The following is a 21,536-nucleotide window of genomic DNA, read 5'->3' as shown; positions in this document are numbered from 1 at the left end:
CCTCCCCCGCAGAGGGGGGAGGGAAGGTCGGCTCTGAGCAACGTCCAAATCGAGAGACCAAGACATGCCGGCATTCGGCCTCGCGGCGTCCGCCGTTGAGGGACGGCCCCCGTTTCGCCGGCCCTGGATCACGGAGCTGCGCGCGACGCTCGCGCTCGCCGCCCCCCTCGTCTTTACCAATCTCGCCCAACACGGGCTGATCACCGCCGACACGGTGATGCTCGGGCGACTCGGAGCCTCCGAGCTCGCCGCGGCGACGCTCGCCACCAGCCTGTACTTCATCCTGTTCATCTGCGGCATCGGCCTGACCTCGGCGGTGGCGCCTCTGATCGCGGAGGCGCTCGGGCGCGACCGCACCGATTCGGACGCCGTGCGCCGCATCGTGCGCGCCGGCTTCTGGGCCGCGACCCTCGTCGCGATCCCGCTGATGCTCGGCCTGTGGCACACGCAGGCGTTGCTCGAAGCGATCGGCGAGCCGCCGGCGCTGGCCGAGGCCGCCGGCCGCTACATGCGGGCGCTGCAATGGGCGATGTGGCCGGCTCTGCTGTTCATGGTCATGCGCGGCGCCTTCGCGGCGCTGGAACGCCCGAACTGGCCGCTGGCCGCCAGCCTGTTGGCGTTACCGGTCAACGTCGGCCTCGGGATCTGGCTCGCCTTCGAGGGGCCCGGGCGCCTCGGCATGGGCTTGGTCGGGGTCGGCATCGCCACCACCTGCGCGGCGTCCTTCACGCTCCTCGTGCTCGTCGCGGTGATCCTACGCGACCGCGGCCTGCGACAGTACCGGCTGCTCCATCGGGTCTGGCGCTTCGATGCGGCGCGGCTCTCCGCCCTGTTCCGCCTCGGCCTGCCGATGGCGGGAACAGGCCTGGCCGAGGCCGGGCTGTTCGAGGCGGCGGTGCTCGGCATGGGCCTGTTCGGCGCGGCGCAGCTCGCCGCGCACGCGGTGGCGATCCAGATCGCGGCGCTCTGCTTCATGGTCCCGAACGGGGTCGCGCAGGGCGCCACCGTGCGCATCGGCCTGCGGCACGGTGCGCACGACCGCGCCGGAGTGCGGCTCGCCGGCCGCGTCGCGCTGGGACTCGGCTTCGGCTTCATGCTGGTCTGCGCCAGCCTCCAACTCGGCGCGCCGCGCCTGCTGATCGGGCTGTTCCTCGACGTCGACGCACCCGCCAACGCGTCGGTGATGCCCTACGCGGTGGGCTTCCTCGGCTTCGCGGCCATGTTCGCCGTAGCCGACGGGGTGCAGTCGGTCGCCCTCGGCATGCTGCGCGGCCTGCAGGACACGAAGGTGCCGATGTGGATCGCCGTCGGCGGCTACTGGGGCGTCGGCGTGCCTGCCGGCGCGGCGCTGGCCTGGGGCGCGGGGCTGCAGGGCTACGGGATCTGGCTCGGCTTCTGCGCCGGCCTGTTCGTGGTGGCGGTTCTGCTCACCGCGCGCTGGCGCCGGCTGACCGCCCTACCGCCGGCGCGGTAGGACGACACGATAGGAAGGCCGATCCGTGTCGCGAGGAACGCCGCTCCGTGTCGCCCTACCGCGCAGCTTGGCTTGACTTCGGGCGACGTGCGGTCGCATTGCACAGATTAGAACGATGATGCTCTGGTCCACCCTGCGCGGGCGGCCCGACGCGTCGGGCGTGCCCGGAATTCCATCCGCTCGGGAGCGCTCCACCGACCCGCCCGACGCCACGACACCGGGCGACGGCACACTGGGAGATTGACGACTTTGGCGAACACCTCCGCCGCCGCGTCCACCGGCACAGCCGCCCCGGACGGAACCCGCCGCGACTTCATGTTCCTAGCCACGGGCGCAGGCCTCGCGGTCGGCGTCGGCGCCGTCGCATGGCCCTTCGTCGCCTCGATGGCACCGGACGCCGCGACCATCGCCGCCGGCGCGCCGATCGACGTGGACCTGACCCCGATCACCGACGGCCAGATCGTCAACGTGTTCTGGCGCGGCAAGCTGATCTTCGTCCGCAAGCTCACCGAGAAAGAGGTGACGGACATGAAGGCGATTCCAGAGGGCCAGCTTTCCGATCCGGCCCCCTTCGGCGCGCGGGTCAAGAAGGGCCACGACCAGTGGCTCGTGGTCTACGGCAACTGCACCCACCTCGGCTGCGTGCCGATCGGCCACCAGGGCAACTTCGAGGGCTGGGCCTGCCCCTGCCACGGCTCGCAGTTCGACGCCGTCGGCCGTGTCCGCCGCGGCCCCGCCCCGATCAACCTTCCGATCCCGCCCTACTCCTTCCAGACCGACGCGAAGATCCGCATCGGCGAGGAAGCCAAGGCCGCGGCCTGAGACACGAGGGACATCCCATGAGCGCTCACGCCAACGCCTACGTCCCCAAGAGCCGCGTCGCGAAGTGGTTCGAGGCGCGCCTGCCCATCCTCGGGCTGGTGCATTCCTCGTTCGTCGCCTTCCCGGTGCCGCGCAACCTGAACTACTTCTGGACCTTCGGCGCCATCCTGATGGCGTTCCTCGGCATCCAGATCGTCACCGGCGTCTGGCTCGCCATGCATTACGAGCCCTCGGCGACCCAGGCGTTCAACTCCGTCGAGCACATCATGCGCGATGTGAACTACGGCTGGCTGCTGCGCTACGCACACGCCAACGGCGCTTCGATGTTCTTCGTCGCCGTCTACGTGCACATCTTCCGGGCGCTGTATTACGGGTCGTACAAGGCCCCGCGCGAGGTGCTCTACATCCTCGGCGTGATCATCTATCTCCTGATGATGGCCACCGCCTTCCTCGGCTACACCCTGCCGTGGGGCCAGATGAGCTTCTGGGGCGCCACCGTCATCACCAACATCCTCGCCGCGATCCCCGTGGTCGGCGACACCATCCAGAGCCTGCTCTGGGGCGGCTATTCGGTCGGCAACCCGACGATCAACCGCTTCTTCTCGCTGCACTACCTGCTGCCATGGATGATCGTCGGCGTCGTGGTGCTTCACGTCTGGGCGCTGCACGTCACCGGCCAGAACAACCCGACCGGCATCCCGATCAAGTCCTCGAAGGACGCGGTGCCCTTCACCCCCTACGCCACGATCAAGGACGTGTTCGCCGTGGTGGTGTTCATGATCCTGTTCGCGTGGTTCATCTTCTACCAGCCGAACTACCTCGGCCACGCCGACAACTACGTCCCGGCCAACCCCGCCGTGACCCCGGCCCACATCGTGCCCGAATGGTACTTCCTGCCGTTCTACGCGATCCTGCGCGCGGTGCCCTCGAAGCTCGGCGGCGTCATCCTGATGTTCTCGGCGGTGCTGATCCTGGCGCTCGCGCCCTGGCTCGACACGTCGCGGGTGCGCTCGTGCAACTACCGCCCGATCTATCGCCAGTTCTTCTGGCTGTTCCTCGCGGTCACGGTCATCCTCGGCTGGCTCGGCGCCAAGCCGCCGGAGGGCGGCTACGTCATCGCCTCGCAGATCTGCACCTTCTACTACTTCGCCCACTTCCTTCTCGTCATGCCGATCGTCGGCCTGATCGAGACCCCGAAGGCGCTGCCCGGATCGATCCTGGAGAGCGTCACCGGGCCGGGCAAGCAGGTGAGCGGGTCGGGGATGCCGGCGGGCGCCGCCGCGGCGCCGACCACCAAGGGCTGAGGGCAGGACCGGAACCGACGATGAAACTCTCGAGCCTTCTCGCCGCCTCCCTGCTGGCGCTTTCCCTCGGCGCCCCGCTGGGCTCCTCGGCGGCCTCCGCCGAGGACGCCCACGGCGGCAACCAGCCGCCCCGCCTGAAGTGGAGCTACGCCGGCGTGTTCGGCCGGTTCGACCAGGCCCAGCTCCAGCGCGGCTTCCAGGTCTACAAGGAGGTCTGCTCCGCCTGCCACTCGATGAAGCTCGTGGACTTCCGCAACCTCGCGGAGGAGGGCGGCCCCGACTTCTCGGAGAGCCAGGTCAAGGCGCTGGCCGCGACCTACCAGGTCAAGGACGGCCCCAACGACGCGGGCGAGATGTTCGAGCGGCCCGGCCGCCCGGCCGACAAGTTCCCGCCGCCCTTCCCGAACGACCAGGCGGCCGCCGCGGCCAACGGCGGCAAGGCGCCGCCGGACTTCTCGGTGCTCGCCAAGGCCCGCACCTTCGAGCGCGGCTTCCCGTGGTTCATCACCGATGCGCTCCCCTTCGTGGGCTATTCCGAGCAGGGCGTGGACTACATCCACGCGGTGCTGAACGGCTACGAGGAGCCCCCGAAGGGCACCGAGGTGCCGGACGGGGTGCACTACAACAAGTACTATCCCGGCCACCTGATCGCGATGCCGAACCCGATCAGCGACGGGCAGGTCACCTACGCCAAGAACGAGGCCGGCCAGCCGGTCGTGCCGGAGACGGTCGACCAGTACACCCGGGACGTCGCGGCCTTCATGGCCTGGGCCGCGGAGCCGCACATGATGGCGCGCAAGGCGCTCGGCCTGCGGGTGATCCTGTTCCTGATCCTGCTCTCGGGCCTGCTCTACTACGTCAAGAAGCGCGTCTGGGCCGACGTCGGCGGCGAGGTCCACGGCCTCCAGCCCGAGCTGCACAAGGCGGGCTGATCGCGCGATCGATCCACGGACGACCGAACGGGTCCCTCGCGGGGCCCGTTCGCGTTTTTGCGCCGCACGCGGATCGTGATAGCGGGTCGCGGAGATCTCGACCTCGCCGAGACCTGCGCGGGTCCCTTCTCCCAGGGGGAGAAGGACAGGATGAGGGGCGTGAGCTTTCCGGAGAGATCACGGCCCTCACCCCAACCCTCTCTCCCTGGCAGAGAGAGCTCCGTCGCGGATCCCGTACCCCACCAGTCTCAACGGACGAACGACATGACGGCAGCGGTGCTCGGTGTGATGGGCGGGTCCGGGGTCTACGACCTGCCGGGGCTCGAGGACGTGCGCGAGGAGCGGGTCGCCTCGCCCTGGGGCGAGCCGTCCGACGCCCTGCGGATCGGGCACGTCGGCGACACCAAAGTGGTGTTCCTGGCCCGGCACGGGCGCGGGCACCGGCTCTCGCCCACCGGCATCGACTACCGCGCCAACATCGACGCGATGAAGCGGGCCGGCGTCACCGACCTCGTCTCGCTGTCGGCCTGCGGCTCGTTCCGCAACGAGCTGCATCCGGGCCTGTTCGTGCTCGTCGATCAGTTCGTGGACCGGACGGTGGGGCGTCCGTCTTCGTTCTTCGGCAACGGCTGCGTCGCCCACGTCTCGCTCGCCCACCCGGTCGGCCCGAACCTGCAGAAGCGGATCGCGAACGCGGCCGAGGCCGAGGGGATCGCGGTGCACCGCGGCGGCACCTACGTCTGCATGGAGGGGCCGCAATTCTCCTCGCTCGCCGAATCGAAGAGCTACAAGGCGCAAGGGTTCGACGTGATCGGCATGACCAACATGCCCGAGGCCAAGCTCGCCCGCGAGGCCGAGATCACCTACGCCACCATCGCGATGGTCACCGATTTCGACTGCTGGCATCCGGGCCACGACGCGGTCGACGTGGCCGCCGTCGTCGCAGTGGCGCGGGCCAACGCCGACAAGGCCGCCCGCCTCGTGGCGCGGCTCGCCCGCGACCTGCCCGCGACCCGCGAGGATTGCCCAGCGGGCTCGCACCGGGCGCTCGACGGCGCGATCATGACGGCGCCGTCCCACCGCGACCCGGAGCTGCTGGCCAAGCTCGACGCGGTGGCGGGGCGCGTGCTCAACGGTTGAGCAGCCCCTTTCCCCGGCGACGGCTTCCGCACTAGAAGGCACCAAAGCCGGCCGCGTCGGCCCGGCCAACGAAAAATCACGAAGCCCATGCGCAGCGCCAGCATCAGCCGGAAGACGGCGGAGACCGACGTCTCGGTCTCGATCGACCTCGACGGCACCGGCAAGATCGGGATCGCCACCGGCGTCGGCTTCCTCGACCACATGCTGGAGCTCTTCGCCCGGCACGGGCTGTTCGACGTCGAGGCCCGGGTGACCGGCGACCTGCACGTCGACCAGCACCACACGGTGGAGGATTGCGGCATCGCGCTGGGCCAGGCCTTCGCGAAAGCGCTCGGCGACAAGCGCGGGATCGCGCGCTACGCCGACATCCACATGCCGATGGACGAGACCCTGAGCCGCGTCGCGATCGACATCTCGGGCCGGCCGTTCCTGGTGTTCCGCACCGCGTTCCGCGTCGAGAAGATCGGCGCCTTCGACACCGAACTGGTGCGCGAGTGGTTCCAGGCCTTCGCCATGAACGCCGGCATCACGCTCCACGTCGAGACGCTCTACGGCGACAACGCCCACCACATCGCCGAGAGCTGCTTCAAGGGGCTGGCCCGCGCCTTGCGGAAGGCCGTCGCGGTCGATCCTCGGGAGGAGGGGCGGGTGCCCTCGACCAAAGGTTCGCTTTAGGTCGGGGTTCGCTCTGGGCCGGGGTTCGCTCTAGGGTTACCGGCGCGTTCGCGAAGGTTGCGCCAGTTCGAAGGCGTGACGGGGGAGGAAGAGGGTCGCCATGAGGATGCGCAGCTACACGCTCCATCTGCCGCACGAGGCCCGCCCCGGCGAGGCGCACGACCTGGACCGGGCGCAGCTGGTGCCGGACGGGTTCTCAGGCACGGCCTTCGCCTTCTCGGTCCTGTGGTTCCTGTATCACCGCCTCTGGCTCGCCGCCCTGCTCGTCCTCGCCGGGCTCGGCGCCACGGCCCTCGTCGGCTACGGCCTCGGCCTGTCGCCGGCGGCCGGCACCGTCATCACGCTGCTGGTCCTGGTCCTGATCGGGCTCGAGGCGTCCTCGCTCCGGCGCTGGACGCTTGCCCGCAACGGCCGGCCGGCGCGCGACGCGGTGGTGGCCTTCAATGCCGACGAGGCCGAGGCCAAGGCGATGACGCGCTGGCTCGACCCCGCCCGCACGCCGAGTGTGCGAACCTCGACCGAGTTCGCCGGCGCCCGCGCGGTCGAGCCGGTGATCGGCCTGTTCCCGGCGCAGGGCGGCCGGTGAGCGTCTTCAAGGGACAGAGACCGTGAGCGCCGAGACCGTCGCGATCATCGATTACGGGTCGGGCAACCTGCACTCGGCGGCCAAGGCCTTCGAGCGGGCCGCCCGCGAAGCCGGCCTGCCTGAGACCCGCATCGTCGTCACCGGCGATCCGGATGCGGTCGCGCGCGCCGACCGGATCGTGCTCCCCGGCGTCGGCGCCTACGCCGACTGCCGCCGCGGGCTCGACGCCGTCCCCGGCCTCGTGGAGGCGATGGGCGAGGCGGCGATCGGATCGGGGCGCCCGTTCCTCGGCATCTGCGTCGGCATGCAGCTCATGGCCACCCGCGGCCTCGAATACGAGACCACGGACGGCCTCGGCTGGATCTCGGGCGACGTCGGGCCGATCCGGCCGTCGGATCCCGCCTTGAAGATCCCGCACATGGGCTGGAACACCCTGGCGCCGGCACGCGACCATCCCCTGCTCGACGGCATCCGCACCGGGCCGGACGGGCTGCACGCCTACTTCGTGCACAGCTTCGCCCTCAAGGCCGATCGCCCGGACGAGGTCGTCGCCGAGGCGGAATACGGCGGTCCCGTCACCGCGATGGTGGCGCGCGACAACCTCGCCGGCACGCAATTCCACCCGGAGAAGAGCCAGAATCTCGGGCTGGCCCTGCTCGCGAACTTTCTGCGCTGGCGTCCGTAGATGCCGCGTCCTCCATCGACCGCCCAGAAGAAACGAGCGTCCGCGTGATCCTGTATCCGGCCATCGATCTCAAGGAAGGACATTGCGTCCGGCTCGTGCAGGGCGACATGGCGCAGGCCGTGGTGTTCAACGACGACCCGGCCGCGCAGGCCCGGGCGTTCGCCGACCAGGGCTTCTCCTGGCTGCACGTGGTCGACCTCGACGGCGCCTTCGCCGGCGCGCCGATGAACGCGGCCGCGGTCGACGCGATCCTGGCCGAGATCGACATCCCGGTGCAGCTCGGCGGCGGCATCCGCGAGATGCGGACGCTGGAGGGCTGGCTCGAGAAGGGCGTCGCCCGGGTGATCATCGGCACGGCAGCCGTGCGCGACCCGGCCTTCGTCCACGAGGCGGCGCGGCGCCATCCGGGCAAGATCGCGGTGGGCATCGACGCCAAGGACGGGCGCGTCGCGGTGGCGGGCTGGGCCGAGACCTCCAGCATGACGGCGGAAGACCTCGGCCGCCGTTTCGAGGATGCCGGCGTCTCGGCGATCATCTACACCGACATCGCCCGCGACGGCATCCTGAAGGGCCTCAACATCGAGATGACGGTGGCGCTCGCCGAAGCCGTGAGCATCCCGGTGATCGCCTCGGGCGGCCTCGCCTCGATCGAGGACGTGCACCGCCTGCTCGAGCCCGATTGCGCGATGCTGGCCGGCGCCATCACCGGCCGCGCCCTCTACGACGGCCGCATCGACCCGCGGGCGGCGCTGTTCGCGATCAAGGCCGCGCGCGGCAACGCCGCCTCGTGATAGTCTCGCCCGGTCAAGGATTTGCCGGGAGGCTGCGATGACGGCTTTGGCGAAGGCGGCGCGACCGGCGGAGGCCGGAACGGCCTACGCGGACGATTTCTACACCTGGACGCAGGAGCAGAGCGCGCGCCTCCGGGCCGGCGACCTGACCGCCCTCGATCTGCAGAACCTCGCCGAGGAGATCGAGAGCTTGGGCAAGAGCGAGTTCAACAGCCTCGTCAGCGCGTGGCGCGTCCTCCTCCTGCACATGCTGAAGTTCGATCATCAGCCGGCGCGCCGAACGCGGTCCTGGACGCTGTCGATCAAGGAGCAGTGCAAGGAGGCATCCTTCGTGCTGAAGGACAACCCCGGCCTCAAGAGCCGGTTGGACGAGGCGCTCGAACGCGCCTACGACACGGCCCGGTTGAGGGCGGCGCGGGAGACCCGGCTGCCCCTCGCGACCTTCCCCGAGACCTGCCCCTACACCCGCGACGAGATGCTGACGCGTCCCTTCGCGATCGACCCCGACGACACGACCGCCTGAAGGGCCGCCCCCGTGCTCAAGACCCGCATCATCCCCTGCCTCGACGTCAAGGACGGCCGCGTCGTCAAGGGCGTGAAGTTCCTCGAGCTGCGCGACGCGGGCGATCCGGTGGAGGCGGCCAAGGCCTACGACGCGGCCGGCGCCGACGAGCTCTGCTTCCTCGACATCACCGCGAGCCACGAGGCGCGCGGCACCCTGCTCGACGTGGTGAGCCGCACGGCGGAGGCCTGCTTCATGCCGCTCACCGTCGGCGGCGGCGTGCGGGCGGTGACGGACGTGCGCGCGCTGCTGCTCGCCGGCGCCGACAAGGTCGCGATCAACACGGCGGCCGTGAACGACCCCGACCTCGTGGCGCGGGCCGCGGAGAAGTTCGGCGCGCAATGCGTCGTGGTGGCGATCGACGCCAAGCGCACCTCGGCGCCGGGCGAGCCGGACGCGTGGCAGATCTTCACCCATGGCGGCCGCACCCCCACCGGCCTCGACGCGATCGCCTTCGCCCGCACGGTGGCGGCCAAGGGGGCGGGCGAGCTGCTCGTCACCTCGATGGACCGGGACGGGACGCGCTCGGGCTACGACCTCGCGCTGATCCGCGCCATCGCCGACGCGGTGACCGTGCCGGTGATCGCCTCTGGCGGCGTCGGCGGGCTCGACGACCTCGTGGCCGGCGTCGCCGAGGGCCATGCCAGCGCGGTGCTGGCGGCCTCGATCTTCCATTTCGGGCAGCACAGCGTCGCCGAGGCCAAGGTGCACATGGCGGCGGCCGGCCTCGCCATGCGGCTGGACGCCTGAACCCGGTCCCGTGCGGTGAACCCATTCCCATAGCAGGGCCTGGGCATGGCACGATCCGGAACCATTTTTCCGACAATTCCGGCCGGCCGTCGCGGAAATGCGGGTGGCGACGCGCTCCTGCGCCGGCTCCCCGCTTGCCCGGCGCCCGCCGTTGACGCAGGTTCCGGCGACGGCATCGTCGCCTTCGAACCCTGCCGCACGGGTCTTGTATGTCCGCCTACACCCTCGACGACCTCGCACGCCTCGTGGCGAGCCGCGCCGGCACCGCGCCCGACCAGTCCTACACGGCCAAGCTGCTCGCCGGCGGCCCGGCCAAGGCCGCCAAGAAGCTCGGCGAGGAGGCGGTGGAGGCCGCCATCGCCGCGGTGCAGGGGGACAAGGCCGGCCTGACCAACGAGGCGGCGGACGTGCTCTACCACCTCGTCGTGCTGCTGCGCGCCGGGGGCGTCGAGCTGTCGGCGGTGATGGCGGAGCTGGAACGCCGCACCGCGCAGAGCGGCATCGCCGAGAAGGCGTCGAGGCCGCCGGCATGAAGGCGGCCGCGCTCGCCCCCGGCCAGAATCCGGTGACGGGGCAGAACCCGGTCACGGGCGACGGGCCCGAGCGGATCTCGCCCTATCGCCTGTTCAGCCGCGAATCCTGGGCGCAGCTGCGCGCCGACACGCCGCTCACCCTGACGCAGGAGGACGTGGAGCGCCTGCAATCGCTGAACGACCCGATCTCGCTGGAGGAGGTGGTCGCGATCTACCTGCCGCTGTCGCGGCTGCTCTCGCTCTACGTTGCGGCGAGCCAGGGGCTGTTCAAGGCGACCCAGCGCTTCCTGATGGCCGAGCGCGAGACCAAGGCGCCCTACATCATCGGGCTCGCCGGCTCCGTGGCGGTGGGCAAGTCGACCACGGCCCGCGTGCTCACCGCGCTGCTCGCGCGCTGGCCGAACACCCCGAAGGTCGACCTCGTCACCACCGACGGGTTCCTGCTGCCGAACGCCGAGCTCGCCGCGCAGGGCATCATGGACCGGAAGGGCTTCCCGGAAAGCTACGACACCGCCGCCCTGCTGCAGTTCCTGCACGACGTGAAATCGGGCCGGAAGCGCGTGACCGCGCCGCTCTACTCCCACCTCGTCTACGACCGGGTGGCCGGCGAGGAGCGGGTGGTGGAGAGCCCCGACATCCTGATCGTCGAGGGCCTGAACGTGTTGCAGCCGGCGCGCCTGCCGCGCGACGGCACCGCGATCCCGTTCGTCTCCGACTTCTTCGACTTCTCGATCTACCTCGACGGGCACGAGGACGACCTGCACCGGTGGTACGTGATGCGCTTCATGCGCCTGCGCCAGACCGCGTTCCGCGACCCCCGCTCGTACTTCCGCAAATACGCCGAGGTGCCGGAGGCGGAAGCGCTCGCCATCGCCGACCGGCTGTGGTCGACGATCAACTTGCCGAACCTGCGCGACAACATCCTGCCGACCCGCCAGCGCGCCAGCCTGATCCTGGCCAAGGGAGCGAGCCACCGCATCGAGAGCGTGGCGCTGCGGCGGTTGTAGGCCCCTTCAGGCGAACGGAAACGCGGCTTCCGCGACGTACGGCCCGCCGCCGGTCGAGTCGCGCGCGGAGTACAGCACCACCTCCGTCGCGGAGAAGCGCTGGGGCGTGAAGATCGGCGCCTGCGACAAGGCCATCGCCACCGCCTCGGGCGTGGCCTCGCGGCGCAGGCGCGCCAGCGTCACGTGCGGCACGAACTTGCGCCGCTCCGGCTCGGCGCCGGCCCTTCGGATCAGGCGCTCCTGCTCGGCCTGGAGGTCCATCAGGTCGGGGTTGGCCGCGACGCTGGCCAGCAGCGCGCGCGGCTTGTCGCCGCCGAACACCGAGAGGCCGTCCAGCACCACCGCGATCGCCGGGCGCGCCCGCATCTCGGAGAGCGCCTCCACCGCGTCCTCGGCCAGGGCGACCGGCACGTCGCCGAGGAAGCGCAGGGTGACGTGGTAATCCGCCGGCTCGATCCAGCGGGCGCCGGGCAGGCCGCCGCGGAACGGTGCCAACCCGGCGGCGATCTCCGGCGGGAGGGCGAGCGCCGTGAATAGGCGCGGCATCTCAGGGCGCCTTGGCTGGGAGGCGCCCGAGGAAGGCCTCGACCGAGGGCAGGATGCCGGCCACGATCACGTCGACGCCCTTGGCGTTCGGGTGGAGCCCGTCGTCGAGGGTGTAGGCCCGGTCGCCGACCATGCCGGCCATGAAGAACGGGTACAGCACGAGGTCGTATTTCTGGGCCAGGTCGGGGTAGATCGCGTCGAAGCGCGCGACGTAGTCGGGTCCGAGGTTGGTCGAGGCGCGCATGCCGGCGAGCAGCACCGGGATGCCGCGATCCTTCAGCCGCGCGACGATCGCCTCCAGCGCCTTCCGCGTCACGGCCGGGTCGGTGCCGCGCAGCATGTCGTTGGCGCCGAGTTCCAGGATCACGCCGTCGGTGCCGTCGGGGACCGACCAGTCGACCCGGTCGAGGCCGTTGGTGGCGGTCTCGCCCGAGACGCCGGCGTTGGCGACCGTCACCGTCCGACCTTTCGCCGCGAGCGCCCGCTCCAGCACCGCCGGGAAGGCGGAACTCGCCGGCAGGCGGTAGCCAGCGGTGAGGCTGTCGCCCAACGCCACCAGACGGATCGGCTTCGGCCCGGGCGGCGGGTCGGCTTTCGCCGGCGCGACGCCGGCCATCGACAGGACCAGCCCCGCTGCGGCAAACAGGGCCATCAGGATCGTCCTGCGCCGGCCGTCATGGCGTAGTTCCGTCGCGGTCGCCATATCGGCTCCACGAGCCTCGGTCGGCACGGGTCGTGCCGAAGCGCACCGAACGTTCGTCCGCCAACCGTGATCTCCGTCCCGCATGTTCGCCATCCCGCACAGATCGGCTCAGCCGTGACCGACGACAAGCCCTCTTCCAGCAAGCCCTCGCCGGAAATGCCCGCGTCCGGAACGCCGGCCATCGCCCTTTCCGGCATCGACCTCAGCCTCGGCCGGGGCGCCGCCCGCGTCCACGTGCTGCGCGGGATCTCCCTCGACGTCGCCCGCGGCGAGGCGGTCGGCCTCGTCGGGCCGTCGGGCTCGGGCAAGTCGACCCTGCTGATGGTGATGGCGGGGCTGGAGCGGCCCGATTCCGGCGCGATCCGAATCGAGGACACCGACCTCGGGCGCCTCGACGAGGACGCGCTCGCGCGCTTCCGCGGCCGGCGCATCGGCATCGTGTTCCAGGCCTTCCACCTCGTCCCGACGATGACGGCGTTGGAGAACGTCGCCCTGCCGCTGGAGCTGGCCGACAAGCCCGAGGCACAGGCCCGCGCCAAGCGGGAGCTCGAGGCCGTCGGCCTCGGCCACCGGCTGCACCACTACCCGGCCCAGCTCTCGGGCGGCGAGCAGCAGCGCGTCGCCATCGCCCGCGCCGTCGCCCCCGACCCGGCGATCCTGGTGGCCGACGAGCCCACCGGCAACCTCGACGAGGCGACCGGGCGCCAGATCGTCGAGTTGCTGTTCGCGCTCAAGCGCGACCGCGGCGCGACGCTCGTCCTCGTCACCCACGATCCGGGGCTCGCCCGCCTCTGCGACCGCACCGTGCGCCTGCGCTCGGGACGGATCGAGGAGCCGGTGGCGGCCTGATGCACGGCACCCTTTCCCGACAGGACCGGACGCCCCCCTCGCGCCTTCCCCTCACCCTACGGCTCGCGCTCCGCGAGCTCCGCGGGGGCTTGGGCGGGTTTGCGGTGTTCCTCGCCTGCATCGCGCTCGGCGTCGCGGCGATCGCAGGCGTCGCCTCGATCTCGCGCTCGCTGTCGGACGGCCTCGGGCGGGAGGGCAAGCGCATCCTCGGCGGCGACCTGAGCTACAGCCTGATCAACCGCGAGGCGACGGAACCCGAGCGGGCGGCCCTCGACGCGCAGGGGCGGGTGGACGTGGTCGCCTCGCTCCGCGCCATGGCGGTGGCGGGGGAGGGCGCGGCGCTCGTCGAGTTGAAGGCGGTCGATTCCGGCTACCCGTCGGCTGGGGAGCTCGTCACCGAGCCGCAGGCGCCGCTCGCCGGCCTGCTCGCCGAGCGGGACGGGATCGACGGAGCGCTCGCCGACCCCGCCCTCCTGACCCGCCTCGACCTCAAGGTCGGCGACAGGCTCACCCTCGCGGGCCGGCCCTTCGCCATCCGCGCGACCATCGTCTCCGAGCCGGACAAGATCGCCGGGGGGATCGGCTTCGGGCCGCGGCTCATCATGTCGCAAGACGCGTTGCGGCGGACCGGCCTCGTCCAGCCGGGCAGCCTCAACCGCTGGAGCTACCGGCTGATCCTGCCGGGCGCCGACGACGCGGGCCTCGACGCCGCCGCCGCGCGAATCGCCGCCGCGGCGCCACAGGCCGGCTGGGAGATGCGGGCGCGTACCAACGCCGACCCGCGCTTCTCCAAGAGCATCGAGCGCTTCACCCAGTTCCTGACGCTGGTCGGCCTCACCGCGCTGATCGTCGGCGGGGTCGGCGTCGCCAACGCCGTCAACGCCTTCGTCGAGCGCAAGCGCCCCTCGATCGCCACCCTGAAGAGCGTCGGCGCGCCGGGCTCGAAGGTCGTCGCCTTGTACCTGACGCAGGTGATGCTGATCGCCGGCCTCGGCACGGCGATCGGCCTCGTCGTCGGCGCCGCCTTGCCGTTCGTCCTCGACGCGCTGTTCCGGGACAGCCTGCCGCTGCCGCTGAACCCGACGCTGGCGCCGCTGCAACTGCTTCAGGCGGCGGCCTACGGGCTCCTGACCGCCCTGGCCTTCGCGATCACGCCGCTCGGGCGCGCCCACGACGTCCCGGTCTCGGGGCTGTTTCGCGACACCGTCGACCCGGCCGCCGCCCGCATCCGCCCGCGCTACCGACTGATCCTGGCGCTGGCGCTCGCCGCCCTGGTCGGTCTCGCCGTCGGCACCGCCTTCGACCGGCGCGTGGCCCTGATCTTCATCGCCGCCGCCGGCATCGCCTTCGGCCTGCTGCGCCTCGTCGCGGTCGGCGTGATGGTGCTCGCCCGCCGGCTGCCGCATCCCAAGCGCACCGCGCCGCGGATGGCGCTGGCCAACCTCCACCGCCCGGGCGCCCTGACGCCGGCCATCGTCCTGTCGCTGGGCTTGGGCGTGACGCTCCTCGTGACCTTGAGCCTGATCGACGTGAACGTGCGCCGCACGATCTCGGCGACCCTGCCCGCACGCGCGCCGAACCTGTTCTTCCTCGACATCCCGGCGGCCGACTCGAACGCCTTCCACGACTTCCTCGCGCGCCAGGCGCCCGCCGCCAAGATCGAGCGGGTGCCGATGATGCGCGGGCGCATCGTGGCGCTGGACGACGTGCCGGCCGAGAAGATCCGGCCGCCGGAGGACGCCGCCTGGGTGCTCGACGGCGACCGGGGCATCACCTACGCCGAGGACGTGCCCGAGGGCTCGAACATCGTCGCCGGAAAGTGGTGGACGGCCGAGGAGGCCAAGACCCCGCTGGTCTCGTTCGAGGCGGAGCTGGCCAGGAACCTCGGCCTGAAGGTCGGCAGCCGCGTCACCGTCAACGTGCTCGGCAGGAACCTCACCGCCACCATCGCCAACCTGCGCAAGGTCGAGTGGCGCAACCTCGGCATCAACTTCGTCATGGTGTTCTCCCCCGGCACGTTCCGCGGGGCGCCGCACTCGGACCTCGCGACGCTGACCCTGCCCGGCGGCACGAACGGACCGATCGAGAACCGCATCCTGCGCGACGTCGCCAAGACGTTCCCCTCCGTCACCAGCGTGCGGGTGAAGGACGCCCTCGACGCCGTCGGCGACCTCGTCGGCCGGCTGGTGCTGGCGATCCGCGGGGCGAGCGCGGTGGCGGTGCTGGCGAGCCTGTTCGTGCTGGCCGGCGCCATCGCCGCAGGGCACCGGGCGCGGCTCTACGACGCCGTGGTGCTGAAGGTGCTCGGCGCCACCCGCGGACGGCTGCTCACCGCCTACGGCCTCGAATACGGCGCGCTCGGCCTCGTCACCGCGTTGTTCGGGCTGCTGGCCGGGACGCTGGCCGGCTGGGTGATCGTCACCAAGGTGATGCGCCTCGACTTCGTCCTCGACCTGTCGGGGGCGCTGGTGGCGGCGGCAGCCGCCGTGGTGCTCGCCGTGGTGCTGGGGCTCACCGGCACCTGGCGCATCCTCGGCCAGAAGCCGGCGCCGTACTTGCGACAATCGTAAGATGCGGCAATCCTGATGCGCGACGAAGTATGACCGAACTTTAATCCCAGACTTCGTGAACAAAATTAACGGCCGCGGATTCACCAAAAGCGCTTTTCCAAGCTCTATCGGGCTCTTGTGCGGGGCGGCCGAAAGCAACATATTCCAACCCGAGGCGCTCGACGGCGCCAGAGGTCCCCTGCGTGGGCCTCGTCTCAAACACCACGCACGAGCGAGCCTTCCGAGGTCACTCCCATGGCATTCGACAACTCTCCCTTCCGCTACGGCGCCCAGGCGCCGTCGCAGGCCGGCACCCAGGTCGCGTTCGACCAGGGCCTGCGGACCTTCATGCTCGGCGTCTACAACAACATGGTCGTGGGCCTGGGCATCTCGGGCCTGGTCGCGCTCGGCCTCAACATGGCCGCCACCACCGCGACCGCGACCGGGCGTCTCGCCCTGACGCCGTTCGGCCAGACGCTCTACAACAGCCCGCTCAAGTGGGTCCTGATGTTCGCGCCGCTCGCCTTCATCCTCGTCTTCTCGATGCGGATGGACCGGATGTCGGCCTCGTCGGCGCGGACGATGTTCTTCGCCTTCGCGGCGGTGATGGGCGCCTCGATGTCGACGCTGCTGCTGGTGTTCACCGGCGCCAGCGTGGTGCGGGTGTTCTTCATCACCTCGGCGACCTTCGGCGCGTTGAGCCTCTACGGCTACACCACGAAGCGCAGCCTCTCGGGCATGGGCTCGTTCCTGATCATGGGCCTGATCGGCATCATGATCGCCTCGATCGTCAACATCTTCCTGGCCTCGTCGGCGCTGCAGTTCGCCGTCTCGGTGCTCGGCGTGCTGATCTTCGCGGGGCTGACCGCCTACGACACCCAGAAGCTGAAGGAGATGTATCTCTCCAGCGGCTTCGACGGCGAGGCGGCCGCCAAGATGTCGGTGAACGGTGCGCTGACGCTGTACCTCGACTTCATCAACATGTTCCAGTTCCTGCTCTCGCTCCTCGGCGACCGCCGCTAAGCGAATTCCGAACCGGACGAACGAAAAAGGCCCCGGCGGGAATGCCGGGGCCTTTTTCATGCGCGCGGTGGCTTCCTCTCCCGAAAAGGAAAGGGATCGGGCTCGGGCTCACACCGCGCGCAGGGGCTTCTCCAGCACCGCGAGCACGCGGGCGAGGTCGGCGCCGCGCTTGAGCACCACGCCGGTGGCGGCGACCACGGCGTAGGCGCCCTGGCGGCGGGCGAGCTTGGGGTCCTTCTCGATCCGGTAGAGCGGCATCTCGGAGGTGCGGCGGTAGATCGAGAACACCGCCTTGTCCCGACGGAAATCGAGGGCGTAGTCGCGCCATTCGCCCTCCGCGACCCGGCGGCCGTAGAGGTTGAAGATCGTGCGCAGCTCGTGCCGGTCGAACGCGATCTGCGGGGCGGTGGACGGGCTGGGGAAGGGCACCACGCGGGCCGTCGACTCGTCTGTCCGGATCTCGCCGCTTGCGCGCTCGCTCATCGTCCCTCCGCCGTGGGTCCTGCTACCGATCGTTGAGGATGGGCCTCGGGCGGCCGGCCCGCAAGGGTCCCGGACAAGGCCGCGTTCACCGATTCGTTCGTTGCGGACAGGACACGCCCAAGAAACAAATGCCGCGGTTTCGCCCCGATCACGCCTTTCCCGGGCCGTGTTGCGACTCGACAACGAGGGCCGAACCCTCGTCGGGTCGTGCCCCGACGGTCGTCCGCATCCCGAGCTCCCCAGCCCGCGGGCGTCACCGGACCGCACGACGCGACATCCCAGAGGTTTCGAGACCCAAGGACTTCAGGCCGCCCGCAAGGGCGGCCTTTTTTGTTCGCGCCCGGCGCGCTGAGCAGGAACGCGCAAACCCTGCCGAAACCCGCTATGAGGCGGGCCGACCATGACCGACGCCCGCCCGCCCCGCTTCGACGACGACTTCCGGCAGGCGCTCGACGACCTGTTCGCGTGGCGCCGCGACGTGCGCCGCTTCCGCGCCGACCCGGTGGACGAGGCCCTGCTGCGCGAGAGCCTGGCGGCGGCCCATCGCAGCCCGTCGGTCGGCAACAGCCAGCCGTGGCGCTTCGTGCGCGTCGCCGACCCCGCCCGCCGCGCCGGCGTGGTCGCGAGCTTCGAGCGCTGCAACGCCGACGCGGCCCTGCGCTACGACGACGAGACCCAGGCGCGCTACCGCGCCCTGAAGCTCGCGGGCCTGCGCGAGGCCCCGGTGCACCTCGCCGTCTTCTGCGACGACGCGACGGAGGCCGGCCACGGCCTCGGCCGGGCGACCATGCCGGAGATGCTGCGCTACTCCGTGGTCGGCGCCGTGCAGACCTTCTGGCTCGCGGCGCGCGCCCGCGGCCTCGGCACCGGCTGGGTCTCGATCCTGGAGCCGGCCCGGATCGGGACGCTGCTCGACGTGCCGGAGAGCTGGCACCTCGTCGCCTACCTCTGCGTCGGCCTCCCCGTGGAGGAGCACGCCGACCCCGAGCTCGTGCGCCACGGCTGGCAGGCGCAGGACGCGACGGCCGCGCGTCTGTTCGAGCGGTAAAGCAAATCCTTCGACGAACGTTCGCCTTTGTCGAAAGGACATCGAGCGCTTTTTACCGTCTTCCGCGAAGAGCGTGAGCAAACCCGCAGTCCTCGAAGGACGAGCTGGAACGCAGAGCTTGGCCGTGGATTACTGCTGCAGCGAACGGTCACGCTCTGCGAAGGAAATCCCCAGATGTCGGTCAGGAAATACGTGTCCACGGGCCTCGGCGGCGCGATGCTGGCCGGCCTCGTGGCGACGCCGGTGGCGGCGCGCGAGGTGGTGCCGTTCGCGGACGGGGCGATGCCGGGTTCGGTGGTGATCAGCGTCTCGCAGCGCCGGCTCTACCTCGTCAACGGCGACGGCACTGCGATCCGCTACCCCGTCGCGGTGGGGAAGCCCGGCAAGCAATGGTTCGGCACCAAGGCGATCGACGGGAAGTACGTGCAGCCGGCCTGGTCGCCGCCGAGCGAGGTCAAGCGCGACAACCCGCGCCTGCCGAACCTGATCGCCGGCGGCTCGCCGCACAACCCGATGGGCGCCGCGGCGATGACGCTCTCGGGCGGCGAATACGCCATCCACGGCACCAACCGCCCGAGCTCGGTCGGCACCTGGGCCTCCTACGGCTGCATCCGGATGTACAACCAGGACGTGGTCGATCTCTACGACCGCGTCTCGGTCGGCACCCCGGTCTACGTGACGCGCTGAGGATTGGCTCCAGAACCCCGCAAGATCAGGCGGCGGCCGGCGCCGTCGCCTCGATCGCCGTGAAGGTCTCCAGGATGTGGTAGGTGTGCACGGTCCCGGCCGGCACGCAGTAGGAATCGCCCGGCTCGAGCGCGACCGTCCGGTCCTCGAGCACCAGCTTGGCCCGGCCCGAGATCACGTAGCCCACGGTCTCGTAATCGGACGTGGTGCTCGGCTTGTCGTCGGCCGGCGGCTCGTCGCGCCACATCCGCATGCCGACCAGCTCGCCCTTCGCCAGCGCGACCTCGCCGTGGGCGCCGCTCGGCGCATCCTTGCTCGATACCTTGGTGATCATCGGGGGCCTCGTCTCGCACTGCGCTTCGCGAGCCCAACAGCAGGCTCGCCCGGTCGTTCCGGCGGCTTCGCGCGACCAACGGCCCCGTCTGGTCGGAACTTGCGATCAGAAGTCGACGGCGAGCCCCTTCACCTCCCAGTCGTCGTAGCGCACCGGTTCGAGCCCGCCGCGCCCGAGGCGCTCGGGGGCCGCCGAGACCGCCGCCGCCCGCGCGTCGATCGCCCTGCGGCGCTCGGCCGCCTCCGTCAGGGCGCGCTCGGCCGCCGGGGTGAGGGGACGGGCGGCGGGCTCGCCGCCGGATTCGACTGGACCGGCTTCGGCGGCGTCGGGATTGGTTTCAACTTGCATCGGACTCGCTCAAATGGGAGGGCATCGGGGTCCGGCGGCGGGTTGCCGGCACGAAGGGTCGTTCGAGAAGTGGCATCCATGGGCAGAGGGCGCAACGCGTCCGGGCCGGCGCGGGCGGCGGGCGCGACCAAGGGTCCGCGCCCGGGGCCGAAATCGACACCTGAATCCGCAGCGGACGCGGCCGGCCTCGCCGCGCGCCGGGTGGCGCAATCCGTCGTCGCCGACCTTTTGGGACAGAACCGCGCCCTCGCCCTGGAGGATGCGCTGGCGCAAGGCGCCCGCGTCGCGGGGCTCGACGCCGCCGACGCCGGGCTGGCGCGGGCCATCGCCACGGTCACCTTCCGCCGGCTTGGCTTCCTGAAGGCGGCGCTCGCCGCGCGGATGGAGCAGGGCCTGCCCGAGGACAAGCCGCGCCTCGTCGCACTCCTCGCCACCGGCGCCGCGCAGATCCTCGACCTCGCCGTCCCCGACCACGCCGCGGTCGACCTCGCGGTGCGGCTCGCCAAGGCCGACCCGCAGGCGCGGCATCTGGCCGGCCTCGTCAACGCGGTCCTGCGCCGGATCGTGCGCGAGCGCGAGGCGATCCTGGCGGAGGCCGGCGATCCGCTCGAAGCTAACACCCCGGATTGGCTGGCCGCGCGCTGGCGCGCGGCCTACGGGCCGGAGACCGCCGCCGCCATCGCCCGCGCGCACCTGGGCGGCGCCGCGATCGACCTGACGCTCAAGGGCGAGGCCGGCGACTGGGCCGAGCGCCTCGGCGCGGTGGCGCTGCCCACCGGCTCGCTCCGGCTCGGCGACCTGCGGGTCCCGGTCTCCGAGCTTCCCGGCTTCACCGAGGGCGCGTGGTGGGTGCAGGACGCCGCCGCCGCGATCCCGGCGCGGCTCCTCGGCGCGCGCGCGGGCGAGCGCATCGCCGACCTCTGCGCCGCACCGGGCGGCAAGACCGCCCAGATCGCGAGCCAGGGCGCCGTGGTGACCGCCCTGGACCGTTCGGCCCCGCGCCTGGAGCGCCTGTCCGAAAACCTCGCCCGCCTCGGGCTGACGGCGGAGGTCGTCGTCGGCGACGCGCTCGCCTTCGATCCGCCGGAGCCGTTCGACGCGGTGCTGCTCGACGCGCCGTGCTCGGCCACCGGCACGATCCGCCGTCACCCGGACGTCGCCTGGACCAAGACGGAATCCGACCTGATCCGCCTGCACCTCCTCCAGGCGCGCCTCCTCGACAAGGCCGCCACCCTGGTGCGGCCGGGCGGGCGCCTGGTCTACTGCACCTGCTCGCTGGAGCAGGAGGAAGGCGAGCGCCAGGTCGCCGCCTTCCTGAAGCGCAACGCCGCCTTCGAGCGGGTGCCGGTTCGCCCGGACGAGGTCGGCGGCCTCGACGCCCTGATCAACGCCGACGGCGACCTGCGCACACTGCCGGCCCACCTCGAAGGTTCGGAGAGCCAGCGCGGCGGCCTCGACGGCTTCTTCGCGAGCCGACTGCGGCGGAAGGACTAGCGCAGCGGCAACCGCCGGCTCGATTGCCACGCGGTCCCGCGCCGCCCTATCAAGCACGAAGAAGCCGCCCCGACTCGGAGGGCGGCCGAAGACGAAAGTATTTTCAAGCGAGGTGGATGCCGGCTCGCGTGAAGAAAATGCGACCACACAATAGGAGAGAGCATGTTCCGTGATCCGGAGATCACGGAACATGCTCTCGGCGGGCCGACGT

At 71.1% G+C, this 21,536-nt stretch carries 24 protein-coding genes; 19 read left to right on the top strand and 5 right to left on the bottom strand.

What is annotated here, in order from left to right; translation table 11 throughout:
- Nucleotides 1-64: 64 nt before the first annotated feature.
- The 13 genes from MFF13_RS10350 to coaA all read left to right on the top strand — a co-directional run bounded on the left by MFF13_RS10350 (nucleotide 65) and on the right by coaA (nucleotide 11,261).
- The gene (locus MFF13_RS10350) at nucleotides 65-1,474 is read left to right on the top strand and encodes an MATE family efflux transporter (protein ID WP_147750555.1); all 1,410 of its coding nucleotides are present in this window, start codon (nucleotides 65-67) and stop codon (nucleotides 1,472-1,474) included.
- 249 nt (nucleotides 1,475-1,723) lie between these two features.
- On the top strand, nucleotides 1,724-2,296 hold the full coding sequence (gene petA, locus MFF13_RS10345) for a ubiquinol-cytochrome c reductase iron-sulfur subunit (protein WP_147750556.1): 573 nt from the start codon (nucleotides 1,724-1,726) through the stop codon (nucleotides 2,294-2,296).
- Between the two features lie 17 nt (nucleotides 2,297-2,313).
- Complete coding sequence (locus tag MFF13_RS10340; protein ID WP_238272115.1) at nucleotides 2,314-3,600, top strand: cytochrome b; 1,287 nt, start codon at nucleotides 2,314-2,316, stop codon at nucleotides 3,598-3,600.
- A 20-nt stretch (nucleotides 3,601-3,620) separates the two neighbouring features.
- Nucleotides 3,621-4,532, top strand: coding sequence for a cytochrome c1 (locus MFF13_RS10335; protein ID WP_147750558.1), 912 nt, complete (start codon nucleotides 3,621-3,623; stop codon nucleotides 4,530-4,532).
- A gap of 264 nt (nucleotides 4,533-4,796) precedes the next feature.
- Complete coding sequence (locus MFF13_RS10330) at nucleotides 4,797-5,672, top strand: S-methyl-5'-thioadenosine phosphorylase (protein WP_147750559.1); 876 nt, start codon at nucleotides 4,797-4,799, stop codon at nucleotides 5,670-5,672.
- Between the two features lie 87 nt (nucleotides 5,673-5,759).
- Entirely contained in the window at nucleotides 5,760-6,347 is a 588-nt protein-coding gene (gene hisB, locus MFF13_RS10325; protein WP_147750560.1) for an imidazoleglycerol-phosphate dehydratase HisB, read from the top strand.
- Between the two features lie 106 nt (nucleotides 6,348-6,453).
- A complete protein-coding gene (locus MFF13_RS10320; protein ID WP_147750581.1) occupies nucleotides 6,454-6,933 on the top strand; it encodes a DUF2628 domain-containing protein in 480 nt (159 codons plus the stop codon).
- Nucleotides 6,934-6,955: 22 nt separating this feature from the next.
- On the top strand, nucleotides 6,956-7,618 hold the full coding sequence (gene hisH, locus MFF13_RS10315) for an imidazole glycerol phosphate synthase subunit HisH (RefSeq protein WP_147750561.1): 663 nt from the start codon (nucleotides 6,956-6,958) through the stop codon (nucleotides 7,616-7,618).
- Between the two features lie 44 nt (nucleotides 7,619-7,662).
- Nucleotides 7,663-8,409 (top strand): 1-(5-phosphoribosyl)-5-[(5-phosphoribosylamino)methylideneamino]imidazole-4-carboxamide isomerase, encoded by a 747-nt coding sequence (hisA, locus tag MFF13_RS10310; protein ID WP_147750562.1) that lies wholly within the window; start codon nucleotides 7,663-7,665, stop codon nucleotides 8,407-8,409.
- A gap of 37 nt (nucleotides 8,410-8,446) precedes the next feature.
- Nucleotides 8,447-8,932, top strand: a complete 486-nt coding sequence (locus MFF13_RS10305; protein WP_238272114.1) for a DUF29 domain-containing protein — start codon at nucleotides 8,447-8,449, stop codon at nucleotides 8,930-8,932.
- A gap of 12 nt (nucleotides 8,933-8,944) precedes the next feature.
- Nucleotides 8,945-9,721, top strand: a complete 777-nt coding sequence (gene hisF, locus MFF13_RS10300; protein ID WP_147750564.1) for an imidazole glycerol phosphate synthase subunit HisF — start codon at nucleotides 8,945-8,947, stop codon at nucleotides 9,719-9,721.
- A gap of 209 nt (nucleotides 9,722-9,930) precedes the next feature.
- Nucleotides 9,931-10,254 (top strand): phosphoribosyl-ATP diphosphatase, encoded by a 324-nt coding sequence (locus MFF13_RS10295; protein ID WP_147750565.1) that lies wholly within the window; start codon nucleotides 9,931-9,933, stop codon nucleotides 10,252-10,254.
- A complete protein-coding gene (coaA, locus tag MFF13_RS10290; RefSeq protein WP_147750566.1) occupies nucleotides 10,251-11,261 on the top strand; it encodes a type I pantothenate kinase in 1,011 nt (336 codons plus the stop codon). The genes MFF13_RS10295 and coaA overlap by 4 nt, the downstream gene beginning before the upstream one ends.
- Before the next feature lie 6 nt (nucleotides 11,262-11,267).
- Here the strand turns inward: coaA and thpR are convergent, their stop codons facing one another.
- Together thpR and MFF13_RS10280 are read right to left on the bottom strand one after the other, a co-directional pair.
- The gene (gene thpR, locus MFF13_RS10285) at nucleotides 11,268-11,807 is read right to left on the bottom strand and encodes an RNA 2',3'-cyclic phosphodiesterase (RefSeq protein ID WP_147812911.1); all 540 of its coding nucleotides are present in this window, start codon (nucleotides 11,805-11,807) and stop codon (nucleotides 11,268-11,270) included.
- A 1-nt stretch (nucleotide 11,808) separates the two neighbouring features.
- On the bottom strand, nucleotides 11,809-12,459 hold the full coding sequence (locus MFF13_RS10280; protein WP_147750568.1) for an arylesterase: 651 nt from the start codon (nucleotides 12,457-12,459) through the stop codon (nucleotides 11,809-11,811).
- 207 nt (nucleotides 12,460-12,666) lie between these two features.
- Between MFF13_RS10280 and MFF13_RS10275 the strand changes: the two genes are divergently transcribed.
- The 3 genes from MFF13_RS10275 (at nucleotide 12,667) to MFF13_RS10265 (ending at nucleotide 16,931) form a co-directional block, all read left to right on the top strand.
- Nucleotides 12,667-13,359, top strand: a complete 693-nt coding sequence (locus tag MFF13_RS10275; RefSeq protein ID WP_147750582.1) for an ABC transporter ATP-binding protein — start codon at nucleotides 12,667-12,669, stop codon at nucleotides 13,357-13,359.
- Nucleotides 13,359-15,929: an ABC transporter permease gene (locus MFF13_RS10270; RefSeq protein WP_238272113.1), complete on the top strand. Its 2,571-nt coding sequence runs from the start codon at nucleotides 13,359-13,361 to the stop codon at nucleotides 15,927-15,929. Before MFF13_RS10275 ends, MFF13_RS10270 begins: the two co-directional genes overlap by 1 nt.
- Nucleotides 15,930-16,163: 234 nt before the next feature.
- A complete protein-coding gene (locus tag MFF13_RS10265; RefSeq protein WP_147750570.1) occupies nucleotides 16,164-16,931 on the top strand; it encodes a Bax inhibitor-1/YccA family protein in 768 nt (255 codons plus the stop codon).
- 108 nt (nucleotides 16,932-17,039) lie between these two features.
- Here MFF13_RS10265 and MFF13_RS10260 read toward each other — a convergent pair whose 3' ends face one another.
- A complete protein-coding gene (locus MFF13_RS10260) occupies nucleotides 17,040-17,414 on the bottom strand; it encodes a DUF2794 domain-containing protein (RefSeq protein WP_147750571.1) in 375 nt (124 codons plus the stop codon).
- A gap of 400 nt (nucleotides 17,415-17,814) precedes the next feature.
- Between MFF13_RS10260 and bluB the strand changes: the two genes are divergently transcribed.
- Nucleotides 17,815-18,462, top strand: a complete 648-nt coding sequence (gene bluB / locus MFF13_RS10255) for a 5,6-dimethylbenzimidazole synthase (RefSeq protein WP_147750572.1) — start codon at nucleotides 17,815-17,817, stop codon at nucleotides 18,460-18,462.
- A 216-nt stretch (nucleotides 18,463-18,678) separates the two neighbouring features.
- Nucleotides 18,679-19,149 carry a L,D-transpeptidase gene (locus tag MFF13_RS10250; protein ID WP_373322511.1) on the top strand — a complete coding sequence of 157 codons (471 nt, stop codon included), beginning with the start codon at nucleotides 18,679-18,681 and terminating at the stop codon, nucleotides 19,147-19,149.
- A gap of 25 nt (nucleotides 19,150-19,174) precedes the next feature.
- Here MFF13_RS10250 and MFF13_RS10245 read toward each other — a convergent pair whose 3' ends face one another.
- The gene (locus tag MFF13_RS10245; protein ID WP_147761886.1) at nucleotides 19,175-19,483 is read right to left on the bottom strand and encodes a cupin domain-containing protein; all 309 of its coding nucleotides are present in this window, start codon (nucleotides 19,481-19,483) and stop codon (nucleotides 19,175-19,177) included.
- Nucleotides 19,484-19,588: 105 nt separating this feature from the next.
- The gene (locus tag MFF13_RS10240; protein ID WP_147830912.1) at nucleotides 19,589-19,831 is read right to left on the bottom strand and encodes a DUF1674 domain-containing protein; all 243 of its coding nucleotides are present in this window, start codon (nucleotides 19,829-19,831) and stop codon (nucleotides 19,589-19,591) included.
- Nucleotides 19,832-19,909: 78 nt separating this feature from the next.
- Between MFF13_RS10240 and MFF13_RS10235 the strand changes: the two genes are divergently transcribed.
- A complete protein-coding gene (locus MFF13_RS10235; protein WP_147754666.1) occupies nucleotides 19,910-21,325 on the top strand; it encodes an RsmB/NOP family class I SAM-dependent RNA methyltransferase in 1,416 nt (471 codons plus the stop codon).
- The last annotated feature ends 211 nt before the right edge of the window (nucleotides 21,326-21,536 follow it).

It is taken from the genome of Methylobacterium cerastii (genome assembly GCF_022179125.1).
GTDB lineage: Bacteria > Pseudomonadota > Alphaproteobacteria > Rhizobiales > Beijerinckiaceae > Methylobacterium > Methylobacterium cerastii.
Note: the sequence above shows the minus strand (reverse complement) of the source record. Positions and strands in the feature narration are given on the sequence as shown.